Annotated in this window: 16 protein-coding genes and 2 pseudogenes; 5 read left to right on the top strand and 13 right to left on the bottom strand. The window is 73.0% G+C overall.

The window, feature by feature from the left end; all coding sequences use genetic code 11:
• Positions 1–197 precede the first annotated feature (197 nt).
• The 3 genes from eif5A to ACZ6JS_RS26990 form a co-directional block, all read right to left on the bottom strand.
• A complete protein-coding gene (gene eif5A, locus ACZ6JS_RS27000; RefSeq protein ID WP_469301673.1) occupies positions 198–665 on the bottom strand; it encodes a translation initiation factor IF-5A in 468 nt (155 codons plus the stop codon).
• A 717-nt stretch (positions 666–1,382) separates the two neighbouring features.
• A complete protein-coding gene (locus tag ACZ6JS_RS26995; RefSeq protein ID WP_469301671.1) occupies positions 1,383–2,057 on the bottom strand; it encodes a deoxynucleoside kinase in 675 nt (224 codons plus the stop codon).
• A 975-nt stretch (positions 2,058–3,032) separates the two neighbouring features.
• On the bottom strand, positions 3,033–3,215 hold the full coding sequence (locus ACZ6JS_RS26990) for a hypothetical protein (RefSeq protein ID WP_469301669.1): 183 nt from the start codon (positions 3,213–3,215) through the stop codon (positions 3,033–3,035).
• Positions 3,216–3,433: 218 nt separating this feature from the next.
• Here ACZ6JS_RS26990 and ACZ6JS_RS26985 point away from each other — a divergent pair, with 218 nt between their 5' ends.
• A complete protein-coding gene (locus tag ACZ6JS_RS26985; RefSeq protein ID WP_469301667.1) occupies positions 3,434–3,652 on the top strand; it encodes a DUF6480 family protein in 219 nt (72 codons plus the stop codon).
• Between the two features lie 30 nt (positions 3,653–3,682).
• On the top strand, positions 3,683–4,168 hold the full coding sequence (locus tag ACZ6JS_RS26980; RefSeq protein WP_469301665.1) for a DUF488 domain-containing protein: 486 nt from the start codon (positions 3,683–3,685) through the stop codon (positions 4,166–4,168).
• A 20-nt stretch (positions 4,169–4,188) separates the two neighbouring features.
• Here the strand turns inward: ACZ6JS_RS26980 and ACZ6JS_RS26975 are convergent, their stop codons facing one another.
• Positions 4,189–4,947: a rhomboid-like protein gene (locus ACZ6JS_RS26975; RefSeq protein ID WP_469301664.1), complete on the bottom strand. Its 759-nt coding sequence runs from the start codon at positions 4,945–4,947 to the stop codon at positions 4,189–4,191.
• Positions 4,948–5,367: 420 nt separating this feature from the next.
• On the opposite strand from ACZ6JS_RS26975, the gene ACZ6JS_RS26970 reads away from it, so the two are divergent.
• Both ACZ6JS_RS26970 and ACZ6JS_RS26965 read left to right on the top strand, forming a co-directional pair.
• Positions 5,368–6,237, top strand: a complete 870-nt coding sequence (locus ACZ6JS_RS26970; RefSeq protein ID WP_469301663.1) for a C40 family peptidase — start codon at positions 5,368–5,370, stop codon at positions 6,235–6,237.
• A gap of 87 nt (positions 6,238–6,324) precedes the next feature.
• The gene (locus tag ACZ6JS_RS26965; protein ID WP_030852619.1) at positions 6,325–6,708 is read left to right on the top strand and encodes a hypothetical protein; all 384 of its coding nucleotides are present in this window, start codon (positions 6,325–6,327) and stop codon (positions 6,706–6,708) included.
• A 72-nt stretch (positions 6,709–6,780) separates the two neighbouring features.
• Here ACZ6JS_RS26965 and ACZ6JS_RS26960 read toward each other — a convergent pair whose 3' ends face one another.
• The 3 genes and pseudogenes from ACZ6JS_RS26960 to ACZ6JS_RS26950 form a co-directional block, all read right to left on the bottom strand.
• Positions 6,781–7,746, bottom strand: a complete 966-nt coding sequence (locus ACZ6JS_RS26960; RefSeq protein ID WP_469301661.1) for an MBL fold metallo-hydrolase — start codon at positions 7,744–7,746, stop codon at positions 6,781–6,783.
• Between the two features lie 239 nt (positions 7,747–7,985).
• Positions 7,986–8,279, bottom strand: a pseudogene (locus ACZ6JS_RS26955) (MFS transporter); the annotation flags it as partial.
• A 154-nt stretch (positions 8,280–8,433) separates the two neighbouring features.
• Complete coding sequence (locus ACZ6JS_RS26950) at positions 8,434–9,273, bottom strand: hypothetical protein (RefSeq protein ID WP_469301660.1); 840 nt, start codon at positions 9,271–9,273, stop codon at positions 8,434–8,436.
• A 152-nt stretch (positions 9,274–9,425) separates the two neighbouring features.
• On the opposite strand from ACZ6JS_RS26950, the pseudogene ACZ6JS_RS26945 reads away from it, so the two are divergent.
• Positions 9,426–10,332, top strand: a pseudogene (locus ACZ6JS_RS26945) (class I SAM-dependent methyltransferase); the annotation flags it as partial.
• A gap of 511 nt (positions 10,333–10,843) precedes the next feature.
• On the opposite strand, the gene ACZ6JS_RS26940 reads toward ACZ6JS_RS26945, so the two are convergent.
• From ACZ6JS_RS26940 to ACZ6JS_RS26915, 6 genes are all read right to left on the bottom strand, one after another.
• Positions 10,844–11,065, bottom strand: coding sequence for a helix-turn-helix domain-containing protein (locus ACZ6JS_RS26940; RefSeq protein WP_363075538.1), 222 nt, complete (start codon positions 11,063–11,065; stop codon positions 10,844–10,846).
• On the bottom strand, positions 11,065–11,550 hold the full coding sequence (locus ACZ6JS_RS26935; RefSeq protein ID WP_469301658.1) for a DUF2975 domain-containing protein: 486 nt from the start codon (positions 11,548–11,550) through the stop codon (positions 11,065–11,067). Before ACZ6JS_RS26935 ends, ACZ6JS_RS26940 begins: the two co-directional genes overlap by 1 nt.
• A 580-nt stretch (positions 11,551–12,130) precedes the next feature.
• Positions 12,131–12,547 carry a hypothetical protein gene (locus ACZ6JS_RS26930; RefSeq protein ID WP_469301656.1) on the bottom strand — a complete coding sequence of 139 codons (417 nt, stop codon included), beginning with the start codon at positions 12,545–12,547 and terminating at the stop codon, positions 12,131–12,133.
• A gap of 99 nt (positions 12,548–12,646) precedes the next feature.
• A complete protein-coding gene (locus tag ACZ6JS_RS26925) occupies positions 12,647–12,868 on the bottom strand; it encodes a hypothetical protein (protein WP_469301655.1) in 222 nt (73 codons plus the stop codon).
• 54 nt (positions 12,869–12,922) lie between these two features.
• Complete coding sequence (locus ACZ6JS_RS26920; protein ID WP_469301653.1) at positions 12,923–13,918, bottom strand: TerC family protein; 996 nt, start codon at positions 13,916–13,918, stop codon at positions 12,923–12,925.
• Between the two features lie 291 nt (positions 13,919–14,209).
• Positions 14,210–15,340, bottom strand: a complete 1,131-nt coding sequence (locus ACZ6JS_RS26915) for an NADH:flavin oxidoreductase (RefSeq protein ID WP_469301651.1) — start codon at positions 15,338–15,340, stop codon at positions 14,210–14,212.
• Positions 15,341–15,385 lie beyond the last annotated feature (45 nt).

Below are 15,385 nucleotides of genomic sequence, written 5' to 3'. Positions count from 1 at the left end.
CGCCGGGCCGCCCGTCCGGGGGAGCCCCCCCCGCGTCCGCCCATGCCCCTCGACGACGCCCGGGGGAAGAGCCCGCGCCGCCCGGCCACGGCGGGCGGCGCACCGAACCGGCGTGCAAGGCCTACCGGCCGAGGATCCCGTGGGCGGCCGCCGGCCCCGCCGGGCCGCACCCGCGCCGCCGGCCGCGGCGGGCCTGTCTACTGCGCGTGATGGCCGGTGACGGCCTCCCGGCCCATGGCGCGGGTCACGGTGACGCGGACGCCCCGGCCGGCGGCGAAGTCGCTCTCGATGTCCCGGCCCAGCGTTCCCCCCGGCAGCGCGACGCCGTCCCTGGTCTCTCCCGTGGACTCGGCCACGAGCGAGAGGTACCCCTCGTCGATGCCGGCCAGCACGTACTCGGCGCGGACGACCACCGGTACCTCCACCTCGTGGGCGCAAGGGTGCATGTCCTCGCGCCGCTCGCCGGTGAAGATGTCGATCCCCGTGAGGTTCACCTCGGTCAGACCGCGCTGACCCGACTTCGAGATCGAGACGTCGGTGAGCCTGCAGGGAAAGCCGTCCATGAGCACATGGCCGTTCCTGCGCAAAGTCCCTGCCCGCATCGGGAACGTGTCGCTCCCACCCGTTTCCGCAGGCGGTTCGAAGTCGAGGTCCACGTCGCTCATGCTGCCTCCTGTTGCGAAGGTTTCCGCTGGTCGAGCCGCAGTAGACCACCTCCCGCCACGCGAAGCACCGGCTGTTCCCCCGACGGGGTGAGCGGGGGCACGGCAACCCGCCGCGTACGGCCCAACACCGCGGCCGCGCCCCCGTTCAGCGCCCGCCGGGCCCCGTACCACCTGCCCGCACGGGATGCCGGGCGCCGAGGAGTTCGGGCCGGGCGAGGTGCCGGGGTCAGCGAGCAGCCCTGCACCGGACCGCCGGTGGCCGCCCCGCCGGAGCGGGCGGCGCAGCACACGCGCTGCCTCGGCCGGTGTCAGGGGCTCCGCCTACGGTTGCCCGGTGAACGCACCGCCCACACCGCCCGCACCGCACGCAGCGGCCGCACCGCACGCAGCGGCCGCACCGCACGCAGCGGGGGCCCGGCCGCAGCAGTTCGCGCGGGCGGCCTCGGGGGCGCGTTCTGCCTCGTCGGCGAGGGCGGGGAGGAACGCCCCGTGGTGTGCGTGAGCCTCGACGGTGAAGCCGGACCGCTCGCGGAACTCCCCGGGGACCGGTCGCGGCGGCCTGCCTCGTCGTCGGGGACGAGGACGAGCCGCTCCGCCCGCTGTTCGGCGCCGCTCCGCACGGGCTCGTAGGAGAGCGCCCCGGGCCCGGCCCTCCGGCCGGCGGGGCGGTCCGACCCCGTCGTCCCCCTCCCGGGGGAGACGGCCACGACCCGCCGGTCAGAGGCTGGCGGCGGCGTTCTGCCGGACCGCGGCCAGGGCGTCCTTGACCTCCTGGACCACGCGGGCGGCGTCGTCGGGGTTGTGCACGACATCGGTGCGGTTCATGTCGACGACGAGGACCTCGCTGGCCGAGTAGTGCAGGTTCACCCAGTCGTCGTAGCCCGACCACAGGGTGCGGTAGTACTCGATGAGGCTCTCGTCCTGCTCGAAGTCACGGCCCCGCAGGCCGATCCGGTGCAGCACCGTCTCGAAGTCCGCCTTGAGATACACCATGAGGTCGGGGGCCTTGCGGTACGGCAGGCCGTCGATCTCGCGCATCATCTCGCCCAGCAGGCCCTCGTACACCTGCATCTCGAGGGAGCTGATCCGGCCCAGGTCGTGGTTGACCTTGGCGAAGTACCAGTCCTCGTAGATGGACCGGTCCAGGACGTTGTCCCCCTGCTTGTACGCCTCCTTGATCGAGGCGAACCGGGTCTGCAGGAAGTAGAGCTGGAGCAGGAAGGGGTAGCGCCTCGCCTGGATCTCCTCGGGGCTCGCCGTGTAGAAGAGCGGAAGGATCGGATTGTCGTCGACGCTCTCGTAGAAGACGTCGCTGCCCAGTTCCTTGGCGAGCAGTTCGGCGACGCTCGTCTTGCCGATCCCGATCATGCCTCCGACGCAGATCACTGCCATCCCTCACTTCTCCCCGGCGGTCTTCAATGTGCGTGGGCGTGCGGGCTGGGCATCTCACACCACTGAGACGCACGCCGACGGCACGCGATTCCCCGGGAGCTTCATGATCAGCGTCAGAGGGGTCCCGTCCGGACCGGAACCGGAAACCCCCTGATGCGGGCCGCTCTCGTCGACCGGCCGGCCTGGCCCTTCCGCGGTCGCCGCACACAGCGACGAGCCCCGGCCCCGCGGCCAGCTTGAATCTTAGATGACGATTCACCCCTGCCGACCGGCCCTTCGGCCCCGCCCGGCTCGCCCCCGCCGCCCCGGGACGAAGGCATGCTCCCGGGATCGGGCCGGTCAGCCGGATAAGCGGGTCACCGCCTCCATGCACGCCCCGGCCCCATCCACACCTTCCCCTGCGGTTCGCCCTACCGCAGCACCCCCACGCGATCGGGCAGTGGGCCGAGGTGCGACCGCTCGTCGACGGCCGCGACCCGGCGGGGATCCACCCGGAACGGCACGTCGAGCTGCTCGGCCCGGCATCTGCCCGGCCCCGCCGCGGAACGGCCTTCGCCGCCTCGGACGGACCGCGCCGGGTGAGCCGTCCGCCACCGACTGCCGCGAAGGAGTCGCCCGGACCATCCGGCGCCACGGCGACCGGATGCTCCGGGCGGCCTGGGAGAACACCGCCCCCGGCCGACGCGCCGAAGTGCGTGCCCGGCAACGCACCGCCGGACACCAAAAAGCCCCGGGCACCTCTGCAGCACGCAGCACGCTCCTGGCCGACACCGAAGTCATCCGCCCGGCCTCTGCACCACGCCACCGGAAACCCCTGCACCCCGGCGAACCACCCGACCGCAATGCGGCACGTAATTCGCACCCCTGTCCTACACCCCGGTCGTCTGGCACCGGCGACCGCCGACCGCCGGCTGAAGGGCCGTCACCCGCGGGTGCGGCCCTTCGGCGCACCCCCGCGCCCGCACCCCGACCGGTTCACCGCTCGTCGGCCCCCTCGCCCGAATCCTCGAACGACGACCGGCGGCCTCCCTGACCGCGGCGTTCCTCCGGCTCGCCGCGGACCTCCCGGCCGTCCTGCACGGCGGACTCCTTCTTTTCGGTCCCCATGACCTCCTCGGCCGCTTCCTTGAGCCTTCTGCCCTTGTCCTTCATGCCCATGGCTCTCTCCTCGTGCCGGGACGGGCGGCCCCGCCGCTGCGGGAACGCCCAGGGCGCCGGCCCGGCCCCGGTCCGAGCCGCTCACCCTCGCCCTGCGACTACCCGGCGCCCGGCCCCCGACCCACCCGACGACACGAGGGATGGGCCGGCACACCGCGGGTAGGTGCCGGACAGCCCGGCCGACCTGCCGGCAAAGGCGAGGGGGCGAGGAGGCAGACATGTCCGCACCAGACCCGGACCCGCGCACCACACCCCGACCCCACGGCGGCGTACCGCCCGGCGAGACACCGCCCGGCGAATCGAGCACCGGCTCCGGCGCCGGCCCGTACCGCCCCCTGACCCGCGGATGGGGCAAGGGCCCCCTCCTGCTGATCTGCCTGGTGGCTCTGGCCTGCGCCCTCTTCTTCCTCGCCTACGCCGTCATGCTGAACATGTGAGCCGGGCCGGCGGACAGCGGGCGCGGGCCCATGAGACGCATCGTGACGATCGGCGTCTACGGCTTCACGGCCGCAGCCTTCCTCGACAAGCTCGCCGCCGAGGGCGTGGCACTGCTGCTCGACCTCCGTCAGCGGCGCGGCGTCCGGGGCCCCGACTACGCCTGGGCGAACGCGGTCCGACTGCGCAGCGCGCTCGCCGCGGCGGGCATCGGCTACCGGCACGTGAAGGAACTGGCGCCGACGACGCAGCTGCGCCGGCTCCAGTACCGCGAGGACGACCGCCAGGGCGTGGGCAAACGCAACCGCGTCGCGCTGGCCGCCGAGTACACCGACCGCTACACCCGCGAGATCCTCGACCCGTTCGACCTCGGCGCGCTCGTGGCCGCTCTTCCGAGCGGCTCCGTGACCGCCCTCTTCTGCGTCGAGCGCGATCCGCCGGCATGCCACCGCTCACTCGTGGCCGAGCGCCTGCACGCCGAGCACAGCCTGCCGGTTGCGCACATCCGCCCGGACTGAACCGCGGGCGGCGCCACCCCTCAGACAAGCGGTGAGACGCCGCCGCCCCCTCGCACCTGCTCGCAGGAGCCCCCGCCGCGGGACGGCCCGCCGCCGCCGACCCGCCGGCGCCTGAAAGCCGCGACGGCCACCAGGGCGAAGCCGAGGACCGCCGCCAGGAGATGGCCGACCGTGGTGAAGTCCGGCAGCGGCCCGTACCACTCGACCCCGCCCAAAGGCCACGCGAGCACGAACGCGGCCCAGGGCAGGCGCCCCCGGCGCGGCAGGGCGAGCGTGCCGACCGCCAGCACCGTCTGCGCGCCGTAACTGACCCCGTAGTCCAAGGACTGCCGCACCGCCGCCGGGTACCAGCCGTACCGCAGCCCGACGCTGATGACGACGGCGGTGAGCAGCGTGGCCGCGACATGCCCGCCGAGGAACACGGCCACCGCACGCCGCTTCCCCCACCGCGACTCCGCCCAGGCCAGGAAGCAGCCCACCCCCAGCCCCAAAGTGATCAGGGTGCCCACGAAGCCGGGCGACGCGACGTCCGTGAGCGTCCCGTCGAAGAACAGCGCGCTGCCCACCAGCGCGGCCAGCGGATGATCCCGCAGGTTGTCCGCATTGGTACTGAGGTACCCCAGCACAGCGGCCCCCCGATCGGCGGACACCCGGCCGATCCAGGCGTGGCCGGCCAGGAGCAGGCAGACGTATCCGGCGGTCAGCGGCGCACGGCGCGGGTAGCCCCGTACGGCGCGCAGCGCCCTGCCGAGGGGCCCCGACGACGGCTGAGGATTCATCCGCGGCATTCTCCGCTCCCGTGCGGTTGGAGTCGAAGGCGGGGGCGGCCCGGCCGAGTCGGCCGGCCGCCACCGCGACCGGTCCCCGGCCACCCTTGAAGGTGATGCGGTTTGCCGCGCCCTGGTTCCGGCGCGTCCGCGAGGACATGACGGCGCACCACACCCCCTCGGCGCGGTGCAGGCGGACGAACACCCCCCCGCACCGGCCACCGCGCGGCAGCCGTGAGCACCACTGACGGATACTCAAAACCCCAGGCGGGAGGGGGTTTCCCGGACGTTTCCCGTTTCCCGCTGCAATGGGCGACCCGCGCCTCCTCGACACACACGCCACCCGGGGAACAGTCTCGAAGTGCCCGACAGGACACCACGACGAGCACGACGCCCCGCGGCACACCGCGCGGCGGAAACGGGGGACCCGACATGGCGATGCGCACAACAGCGGTGGCGGCGGTGACGGCGCTCACCCTCCTGACCACATGGGAAGGAGCCCACAGTGCCACCGCGGCCACCACCGCCGCGGCACCCAGGACGGCGCAGACGGCGGGGGAGTGCCGGGTGCTCGCCCCCGGCGCCTCCGCGGTGGCGGAGAAGGCCGTGGCAGCCGCCTGCGAACAGATCGGCGTCTGGTACACCTGGGGCGGCGGCCACGGACCACAGCCGGGCCCCACCTACGGCCAGGTCGACCCCAGCGACCCGGACAGCGCACACGACCCCGAGCGCCTCGGCTTCGACTGCTCGGGACTGGTCCGCTACGCCTACCACCGCGCGGCCGGCGGCGACCCCCTGACCGGCAACGCCTACCACCAGTTCCACTCACCGCACGTGCAGCAGCGGTTCACCGCCGCCCAGGGGACCACACCACTGCTCCCGGGAGACCTCCTGGCCTGGGGCTCGGGCGGCTCCGTCCACCACATCGCGATCTACCTGGGCGCGGGCAGGATGGTCGAGGCCCGGGAATCGGGCACCCGCATCACCGTCAGCGACGTACGGCTGGGCGGCGACTACGCCGGCGCGGTCCGCATCGCACCGCCCGCGCAGGCACCCGGCACGTTCAGCACCTGGGGCACCGACGTGTGGACCCACACGGAGCCGTCCACCGCCAGCCCGCGGGTACACAAGTTCCCCGGCCCCACCACGGTGCGCATCGACTGCCAAAAGCACGCCGAACCCGTGACCGCCGAGGGCTACACCAACGACGCCTGGTCCTACCTGCCCGAGTACGGGGCGTGGATCACCAACATCTACATCAAGGGCCCCGCCTGGCTGGACGGCGTACGCACCTGCCCCTGAACACGCACACCACACCACACACATCACACAGCACACACCGCACGTCCATCCCCGGCTCCCGAATGAGCCGTTTCCCGAGGAGAGACCATGTCCGCACGCAACAAGATCGTCCTGGGTCTCGCGGCCGCCGCACTGGCAGCCGGCACGGCCACCGTGACCGGGCCCGCCGCGGCCGCGCCCGCCACCGGCAACAGCGCGGCCGCCGAATGCGGGGTGCGCGCCGACGGCAAGCTGTGGTGCGGCAACCGGGTCGGCGCCAAGGGCTACGAGCACCGCCGCTACAACTCCGCGGTGCGCGGGCCGCTGAACACCAGCCCCAGCTGGTTCCAGTGCTGGGGCCGCGGCGACCAGCACGCCGGCGGCAACAACGTCTGGTACTGGACCCAGCTGGACAACGGCCAGTGGGGCAACGTCGCCGCGGTCGACGTCCACACCTCCGTCGACCCCGCGCCGGGCCTGCGCGAGTGCTGAGGCCCTGAAACGACGGCGCGGCCCTCATCGGCGGACACCGGTGAGGGCCGCTCCGTTGCGTCAGCCGTTGCGTCAGCCGTGCTGGTGCTGCTCCGGCAGCCGGCTCTCCGGATGCGCCCACAGCAGCACGTTCGCGGGCCGCTCGTCGCGGAAGAAGTCGAGCACGTCCCGGTCCGAATGGCGCAGGCTGAAATGGGTGAGGACGAAGAGGGTCTTCGGGTGGGCCTCGACGACCGGCTTCAGCCGGCTCCACACGGTGTGCCCGACCCGGTCGGCACGGGCCAGCTCGGCGTCGTCGAGGAACGTGCACTCGGTGATGACCACCGGATACTCCAGCAGCCACGGATTGTCCTCGAAGACGCTCACATGGGTGTCCCCGAGGAACGCGAACAACGGCCTGAACACCTCCCGTTCGACCTCGACGCCCTCCTTGCGGCGCCGCGCGAGGATCCGGCCGAACTCCGCACCCCGGCCCTGCTCCGCGAGGCCGCGCCGCAGTTCCTCGTACGCGGGCAGCAGCGCCTTGCGCGGCTCGGAGAACGCATACCCCACGCACGGCACCTTGTGGACGCACTCCACCACCCGCACCCGGTGCCCGCGCCGCCCGAAGGCGAACTCGTCACCGCCGCGCACCCCGTGCAGCCGGCAGCCCGCGGCGAGCGCGGGGTCGTAGGCGGCGCCGTGGTTCAGCTCGGCGGACGCCCGCAGGAAGGACTCCACGTACGGCACCGCCGCGGCGGGCAGGTGGATGTCGACCCCGCCGGCCCTGGCCGCGAGGTGGTCGAGGTCCTTGGAGTGGTCGTGGTGGGTGTGGGTGAGGAAGACGGTCTCCGGCTGCCGCCCCTCCGCCAGCCCGGCGTCGAGCGCGCACCGCAGCTCCGGGATGTGGAAGAACGTCTTGTCGTTGGCACGCGAATAGCCGGTGAGGGTGAACTCGGTACCGGGTATCCGCCAGGTCTTCCACTGGCGGAACGGGTGCCCCCGCTCCAGCAGGTCGGGATGCGCGGCCGGTGTCGTCCGTGCAGGGGCCAGTGCCATCGGTGCCTCCGTCGGACCGCCACGATCGGGTGAAGGCGCCGATCGTAACGGCCGGCACACTGCCGCTGCCCGCGGTTTTCCCGGCACCCCACCCGCGCCGCCGGCCGTGCGCCGCACGGACCCGGCGTCAGCCCCCGCCGCCGCGGACCGGGCTCCCCTGCCCCGACCCGCCCGCCGTCACACCCCGGTCGCGTCGCCGCCCCCGGCCCCGCTCGGGTCGCCGTGGGCCGCGGACGGCCCTACGGGGTACGCATCCGCACGTACGCGTACACGCAGCCCGCCAGGGCCGGATCGGCCAGCAGCATGAACCCGATCGAACAGGCCCCCTGGCACTGTGGACGGACCCGCATGGCCAGGGGCGGCACGAAGCCGCCCGGGCCGCCGACCGCACCGGCGATGCCGGCGACGCTGCCGACCTGCGGTTGCGGCGTCACCCGGGACACCAGGGCGGACACGCTGCCGCCGGCCGTGCCGAGCCCGGCCGCGATGCACAGCAGGCACACGGTACCGACCGGATCCCGAGGCGGATCAATGCCTGAGGGGACGAGCCCGCGGCTGACGGTCCGCGGCCACGGGCCCCGGCGATCTCCCCGCAGGGCCTCCCACCCGTCTTCGACCGCTTCTGCCGCGCGCGCACGGGCCCGCGCCCTGCCGGGCCCGTGCGGCCCGCGCCGGTCGGGCGGAGCCTCAGGGCAGCCCGTCCTGGGTCGCACCGATGTGGGTCCAGTCCCCGAACTGTCCTGCGGGGAAGTCCCTCAGGTTGATGAAATCGCCGCTGCCGTCGAGCTCGCCCGATGCGGCCGCCCGCGTCTGCCTGTCGTAGAAGAACAGCCGGCGATGCGTGGGCACGATGTGCGTCCAGTCCCCGAACTGCCCGGCGGGGAAGTCCTTCAGGTTGACGAAGTCGCCGCCAGCGTCGAGCCTGCCGGTTGCTGCCCCCCGTGTGTTCCGGCTGTAGAAGAAGAGCTTCGAGGCGCCTCCGTCGAAGACGATGTGCGTCCAGTCCCCGAACTGCCCGGCCGGGAAGTCCACCAGGTTGATGAAATCGCCGCCGTCGTCCAGGTCACCCGACCCGGCCGCCCGTGTGCTCTTGCTGTAGAAGAAGAAACGGGCGAGGAGATCACCGCCGGCGAAGAGGACGTGGGTCCAGTCCCCGAACTGTCCTGCGGGAAAGCCCACCAGGTTGAAGAAGTCACCACCGGCGTCGAGTCGGCCGGATCCGGCCGCCCGCGTGCTCTTGCTGTAGAAGAAGACCAGGACGCCGTCCGGCGAGATGTGGGTCCAGTCCCCGAACTGTCCCGCGGGGAAGTCTTTCAGGTTGACGAAGTCACCGCCCGCATCGAGCTTGCCCGTCGCCGCTGCCCGTGCGTTCTTGCTGTAGAAGAAGAGCTGTCCGCCACCGGGCACGATGTGCGTCCAGTTCCCGAACTGCCCGGCGGGGAAGTCCTTCAGGTTGACGAAATCACCACTGCCGTCGAGCCTGCCCGATCCGGCAGCCCCGGTGTCCTGGTTGTAGAAGAAGAGCATGGCATTTCCTCCTGTTCTCACACTGCCGATTTCTTTCGGAGTTCAAGAATTCAGGGGCCACTCGTTGAGTCGTCAACAGCCGTAATTCTTTTCTCTTCTGAGCTTATGTCAGGAAAGATGCCGATGCGACCCCGGTGAATGTTGAATAGTGACTGGCCGCGCGGGGCTGGGCATCGGGCTGCGGGAGAACCGCTGAACGGCTCGGCGACCCGTCCACCGCCGCGGTCGCGCACCTGCGCCGGCTGCGCGGCGTGCTGCTGGAACGGCGTGACCGCGCCGACCCCTTGGTGGCCGCCATCGACAGGGAACTCGAGACACGGGCGAAGGGGCTGCAGGTGACACCGGAGGAGCAACTGGGATGCGCGGTGCGCGTCTGCACGACGCGATCGGCGGCGCCTGCACGGTTGCACGGTGCACCGATCCACGGATCGCGCCGCAGATCCGGGACGCGCTCGGGGACGCCCGCACGGTGCTGAACGCCGGGGCCGGCACCGGTTCCTACGAGTCCGCCGACCGCGAGGTGACCGCGGTGGAGCCGTCGGCGGTCATGCGCCGGCAGCGGCGTGCCGGCTCGGCGCCGTGCGTGGCCGCCGCCGCCGAGGACCTGCCGTTCGAGGACCGGTCCTTCGACGCCGCGATGGCCGTGTCCACCGTGCACCACTGGACCGACCCGATCGCCGGGCTGTGCGGGATGCGGCGGGTGGCCCGCCGCGTGGTGGTGCTCACGTTCGAAACCGACGAGCCGGGATGGCAGGCCGGTTCTGACGCACCAGCGACTACCTGCCCGAGTTCGCCGCCGTCCTGACGGCTTCCCCCCGCTCGCCGGGATGGCCGACGCGATCAGCGCCCGCGCCGAGCCGGTGCCCGTCCCGTGGGACTGCGCCGACGGCCTGTTCGAGGCGTACCCGGCGCCGGCCGGGGGCGTACCTGGAGGATCGCGTGCGGCGTGCGATGCCGGTGGGGACCAGGGTCGGGCCGCAGGCCGAGCAGCAGGCGGTGCGCAGCCTCGCCGCCGACCTCGACGCGGCCGACCTCGGCCTGCGCCTCCTCGTGACCTGAACCCCGTCGCCCCTCACCCGCCCCCCGCCCGGTCACCCGGTCACCCGGTCGCCCCGTCGCGGCAGCGGGCCGCGTGCGGCGCCACCGTGCCCTACCGGGGCGGATCGCAGCGCGCGGGAAGCGCCACCGGGTGCGCCGCGGGTCTCCCGCCCGGCGGGCCGGGGGTTCGCGAGTCCCTGGTCCAGGTCTTCCAGGCTGAAGCCCGGGATGCGTGAGCAGGGTGTTCGTCCCGCCCGGGCCGCTTGTACGTGAGCGTGTGGAGCGTGCCGCGCCGGATCGGGTCGGTGAACCGGATCGGGTCCTGCGGGCTTCTCGCGGCCACCGGCCGGCGCCGTCCCCGCCCTCCCGGGTCAACGGCACCGGGGAGGTCCAGGTCCCCGACGATCCACGTGGGCCTCGCCGCGGAAGTCGCGGGGGAGTCGGGGCGGATGCGGGGTCGGGGGAGGGCGTCCTGCCGCGCCGCCCTGCCCGACCGCCGGGCCGCCGGAGGCTGCTCCGTGGCCCCGCGATGTCATCCGCCGGCGGCGTCCTCGGCCTCCCAGCGCAGCAGGTCGCCCGGCTGGCACTCGAGCGCCTCGCAGAGCGCGGCGAGCGTCGCGAAGCGCACCGCCTTGGCGCGGCCGTTCTTCAGCACCGCCAGGTTGGCCGGTGTGATCCCCACCCGGTCCGCGAGTTCCCCCACGGACATCTTCCGCCTGGCCAGCATCACGTCGATGTCGACGGTGATGGGCATCAGATCACCTCGTCCAACTCGGCCCGCATCTGCGCCGCTTCGCCGTCGCGCGCGACGGCCTGCGCGAGCAGCATCCGCAGTACCAGCACGATGAGCGCGACCCCCAGGACGGCCAGGCCGATCCCGCCCATGATCACAGTAACGCCCGGGTCCTCCCGCTGGCCGGGGGCGTTGACCGCCGTGACCGCGAACCACAGCACGGCGGCCGCCGTGATCGCGCCGATCACGCCGTCCACGTACCGGAACGCGGCATGGGAGAACACGGTTCCGCGCCGCACCATCGCCGTCAGCCGCCCTACGCAGACCAGCGCCACCTGGGCCGCCAGCATGCCCAGGATCACGATCACGCGCATCGGGGTCAGCGGCAGCGACCCCTCCGTCTCGCCCGTGACCAACCCCCACACCATCCCCGCCTGCACGAACACGGTGCCGACGAACACCACCGCGAGCACAGCGCGCAACGCATGCACGGTCAGCTTCCCCACGACCCATCCTTCCATCGATCCACGATGGAAATCTATCGAAACTCGATAGGTCGAGCAAGGGGTGGGACCGCCGGCGGCCGCTTCGCAGGGCCCCACCCCCGCCCGGCGCGCGACACCCCGGCCGGGCCGGGCAGGCCCAAACCCGGCGCCTGACCGTCCTCGGCTTCGGCCCGCCCTGCCCCCATGGCAGCCGGTCGGCGCCCCTGCTCCTCATGACCGCCGGCCGGCCCGCCCGACGGCGGCGTGACGCCCGGGCCCTCCGTCGTGTTGTCCGTGCGTGACGGTTGTGCGGGGGCCGGGGCTGCGCCGGTCGACGTTTCTGCGGGCGATGGCTGCGGCGGCCTTGGGGTCGGGCGGGGCCGGACCCGGTTCCGGCAGGGCCCCGGCCGGAACCGGGCCCGACCGCGGCGGCCCGGGCGGGGCCGGGGCCGCGTCCCCGGCCGCCGCACCCTGAGGCACACGGGCGGGGCGGGAACCGCACGGCTTCCCGCCCCGCCCGCTCGTCCCCCCTCCACGCACCCGGCGTCCCGACCACGCCGCCGCATCCCGCCTCCCGCGGCCCCGGGCGCCGGCGGCCCCGTCAGTAGGTGGGGCAGATGTTGGCCTGGACCGTGGCGAGGATGAGCGCGCTCTTGGTCGGGCCGAAGCCGTCGGGGTGGCGGGGGCCGGTGAAGCGCTGCTCGACCTGGGCGACGCGCTTGGCGGGGTCCCTCTCGTCCTTCATGGCGCTGCACTGCTCACGGCCGCGGCTGATGGCCTGCTCGTCCTGGCCGTTCACGATCTCGGGGTCGATCCCGGCCAGCGTGGCGAGGTAGATGACGCGCTTCTCGCCGGTGGGCTCGGGCGGGATCCCGGAGGCTTGTGTGGCGCCGGGCCCGGCGGGCGCCGTCGGCGCGGTGGCGGCCGGGGAGGACTCGGCCCCGCCCTCGCCGGTGCAGCCGGCGAGGGCGAGGAGCGTGACGGTGGCCAGCAGCGTGGCGGCGTGATGTGTACGCATCAGGACATGGTGGGCCCCGCGCGGGGCGGGGGAGCGGCCCGTGACGCACCTGTGACGAGAGCGGCGGCGCCGGAGTGCGCTGGCGGCGCCGAAGTGCGCTCAGGGAGCGGGCCGGTCCTCGGTGAGCGGCTGCGCCTGCTGCGCCGACCGGCCGGCGGGCGTGCTCTGGGGGCAGGCCGGGTTGGTGCAGGGGGCGTCGGCGTAGAGGGGGACGTAGACGCCCATCGTCTTGTACCGCTGGACCGTCGCGGGCAGCTGCTGGTGGCAGCTGGGGCAAAGGTGTCCGGGGCGGGCTGCCGCAGGATGCTTCTCTCTGTCCATAAAACGACTTTAAGTCCACTTTGCCGGTATTTGAAGCTTGCTTTGGCGAGGTGATCACGCCTCGCGGGCGGACCCGCCGCCGTCGTCCGACGGCGACGGCGACGATGGCGGCGGCGACGGCGGCGGCCGGAGCACGCTGAGGGTGACCGACACCGCGAGGACGACGACGATCACCGCGAGGCTCACCGGCGAGGGGATCTCGGGAATCGAGGGGCTGATCAGTTCGTGCGAGGCCTGCAGGACCAGCTTCACGCCGATGAACGCGAGGATCAGGGCCAGCCCCTTGCTCAGGTAGTGGAAACGGTCGAGCATGCCGGCCAGCATGAAGTAGAGGGCTCGCAACCCCAGGATGGCGAAGGCGTTGCTGCTGTAGACGATGAAGGCGTCACTGCTGACGGCGAGCACGGCGGGCACGCTGTCGACCGCGAAGACCAGGTCGGCCGCCTCGATCGCGGCCACCACGGCCAGCAGCGGCGTGGCGATGCGCCGCCCGGCCTCCTTCACGACGAACTTCGTCCCGACGTAGTCGTCGCCGACCGGCACGACCTTCCGCAACAGCCGGACGACGAGGCTGCGCCCCGGGTCGAAGCTGTCGTCCTCCTCCTTGAGGATCTTGTACGTGCTGTAGAAGAGGATCGCGGCGAAGACGTACAGCACGGCCGTGAACCGGCTGACGACGGCCACTCCGGCGGCGAGGAACACACCCCGGAACACCAGAGCGCCCAGCACCCCGAAGAACAGCACGCGGTGCTGATAGGCCCGCGGGACCCGGAAATAGCCGAAGATCAGAGCGAAGACGAAGAGGTTGTCGACCGACAGGCTCTTCTCCAGCAGCCACGCCGTCGTGTACTCCACACCGGCCTGTGTGCCCACGACGGCGAACACGAGGCCGCCGAAGGCGAGGGCCAGGCCGACCCACACCCCGCTCCACGCGGCCGCCTCACGGAAGCCGATGACGTGCGCCTGCCGGTGCGCCAGAAGATCGACCGCCAGCGCCGCGAGGACGGTGACGGCGAAGACGATCCACAGCCAATAGGGCACGTCGTGCACGGCGGACCCCCGCAGACGGGCAGTAGGGTGACGCCCTTGCGTGCGATTTTGCCGTAATCAAACCTGTTTGTCTTCTTGATGGGGGCCGGGCGGACCAGACATCCGCCCCCCTCCGGCACCCCTGGCGCCGCCCCGGCCGCCCGGCCCGCCCGGGCGGCGCCAGGACGGGCGATCGCCCGGTCCCCTGCCCCGCTCGTCCGGTGTCCACGCGGCAGCCCCCTGCCGTCCGGCGCCGTTTCCGCGCCTCCGCGCCCGGCACGAGAAGGAGGCCGGACCACTGCCGGCCGTCGGCTAGCGGCTGAGCGACCTGAGCGCCGCCGCGTCGTACGGCTGCAGCTCGTCGAAGCGGTTGCCGAGGATCTTCGCCGCCCACTGCGGGTCCTGGAGCAGCGCCCGGCCGACGGCGACCATGTCGAACTCGTCGCGTTCCATGCGGTCCAGGAGGTTGTCGATGTCGCCGATCGCCGCACCCTCGCCGGCGAAGGCCCGGATGAAGTCGCCGTCGAGGCCGACCGAGCCGACGGTGATGGCCGGCCGGCCGGTGAGCTTCTTGGTCCAGCCGGCGAGGTTCAGCTCCGAGCCCTCGAACTCCGGAAGCCAGTAGCGCCGGGTGGAGGCGTGGAACGCGTCGACGCCCGCCGCCGCCAGCGGGGCCAGGATCGCCTCCAGCTCCTGCGGGGTGTGCGCGAGCCGGGCGTCGTAGGCCTCCTGCTTCCACTGCGAGTAGCGGAAGATCACCGGGAAGTCCGCCGGGACGCGCTCGCGGACCGCCGCCACGATCTCCGCGGCGAACTTCGTACGGGCCACCGCGTCGCCTCCGTAGGCGTCGGTGCGGCGGTTGGTCCGCTCCCACAGGAACTGGTCGAGGAGGTAGCCGTGGGCGCCGTGCAGTTCCACGCCGTCGAAGCCGATCCGCGCGGCGTCCGCGGCGGCGTCGGCGAACGCGCCGATGACGTCGTCGAGGTCGGTGCGGGTCATCGCCCTGCCGGCCCCCTCGGTGCCGTCGACGCGGATGCCGGAGGGGCCGACGGCGGGCGCGTCGGCGTACGGTGCCTCGCCCTGCTTGCGCACCATGCCTATGTGCCACAGCTGGGGCACGATCGTGCCGCCCGCCTCGTGCACGGCCGCGGCGACCTTCGCCCATCCCGCCAGCTGCTCCTCGCCGTGGAACCGCGGCACCCGGTCGCTCTGCCCGGCGGACTCGTGGCCGACGTAGGTGCCCTCGGTGACGATCAGGCCCACACCCGCGGCGGCCCGGCTCGCGTAGTACGCCTGCACGTCCTCGCCGGGCACGCCGCCGGGGGAGAACATCCGCGTCATCGGAGCCATCGCGATGCGGTTGGGGACGGTCAGGCCGTTCAGCGTGACAGGCCGGGAGAGGATCTCGGCCGCGCGGGAGGGGGTGGACGTGGTCACGGTCATGCGGGTCCTCCGGGTTGGGCTGGGGCTCGGCGGGATGGCAACGGG

The sequence above is a fragment of the Streptomyces sp. NPDC046349 genome, assembly GCF_055587885.1.
The sequence above is the reverse complement of the archived record's forward strand: the minus strand, read 5'-3'. Positions and strand labels throughout refer to the sequence as shown.

Coding starts and splice junctions, on each gene's coding strand:
- eif5A (WP_469301673.1), bottom strand. CDS start 665: ATGAGCGACGTGGACCTCGACTTCGAACCGCCTGCGGAAACGGGTGGG.
- ACZ6JS_RS26995 (WP_469301671.1), bottom strand. CDS start 2,057: ATGGCAGTGATCTGCGTCGGAGGCATGATCGGGATCGGCAAGACGAGC.
- ACZ6JS_RS26990 (WP_469301669.1), bottom strand. CDS start 3,215: ATGGGCATGAAGGACAAGGGCAGAAGGCTCAAGGAAGCGGCCGAGGAG.
- ACZ6JS_RS26985 (WP_469301667.1), top strand. CDS start 3,434: ATGTCCGCACCAGACCCGGACCCGCGCACCACACCCCGACCCCACGGC.
- ACZ6JS_RS26980 (WP_469301665.1), top strand. CDS start 3,683: ATGAGACGCATCGTGACGATCGGCGTCTACGGCTTCACGGCCGCAGCC.
- ACZ6JS_RS26975 (WP_469301664.1), bottom strand. CDS start 4,947: ATGAATCCTCAGCCGTCGTCGGGGCCCCTCGGCAGGGCGCTGCGCGCC.
- ACZ6JS_RS26970 (WP_469301663.1), top strand. CDS start 5,368: ATGGCGATGCGCACAACAGCGGTGGCGGCGGTGACGGCGCTCACCCTC.
- ACZ6JS_RS26965 (WP_030852619.1), top strand. CDS start 6,325: ATGTCCGCACGCAACAAGATCGTCCTGGGTCTCGCGGCCGCCGCACTG.
- ACZ6JS_RS26960 (WP_469301661.1), bottom strand. CDS start 7,746: ATGGCACTGGCCCCTGCACGGACGACACCGGCCGCGCATCCCGACCTG.
- ACZ6JS_RS26950 (WP_469301660.1), bottom strand. CDS start 9,273: ATGCTCTTCTTCTACAACCAGGACACCGGGGCTGCCGGATCGGGCAGG.
- ACZ6JS_RS26940 (WP_363075538.1), bottom strand. CDS start 11,065: ATGCCCATCACCGTCGACATCGACGTGATGCTGGCCAGGCGGAAGATG.
- ACZ6JS_RS26930 (WP_469301656.1), bottom strand. CDS start 12,547: ATGCGTACACATCACGCCGCCACGCTGCTGGCCACCGTCACGCTCCTC.
- ACZ6JS_RS26925 (WP_469301655.1), bottom strand. CDS start 12,868: ATGGACAGAGAGAAGCATCCTGCGGCAGCCCGCCCCGGACACCTTTGC.
- ACZ6JS_RS26915 (WP_469301651.1), bottom strand. CDS start 15,340: ATGACCGTGACCACGTCCACCCCCTCCCGCGCGGCCGAGATCCTCTCC.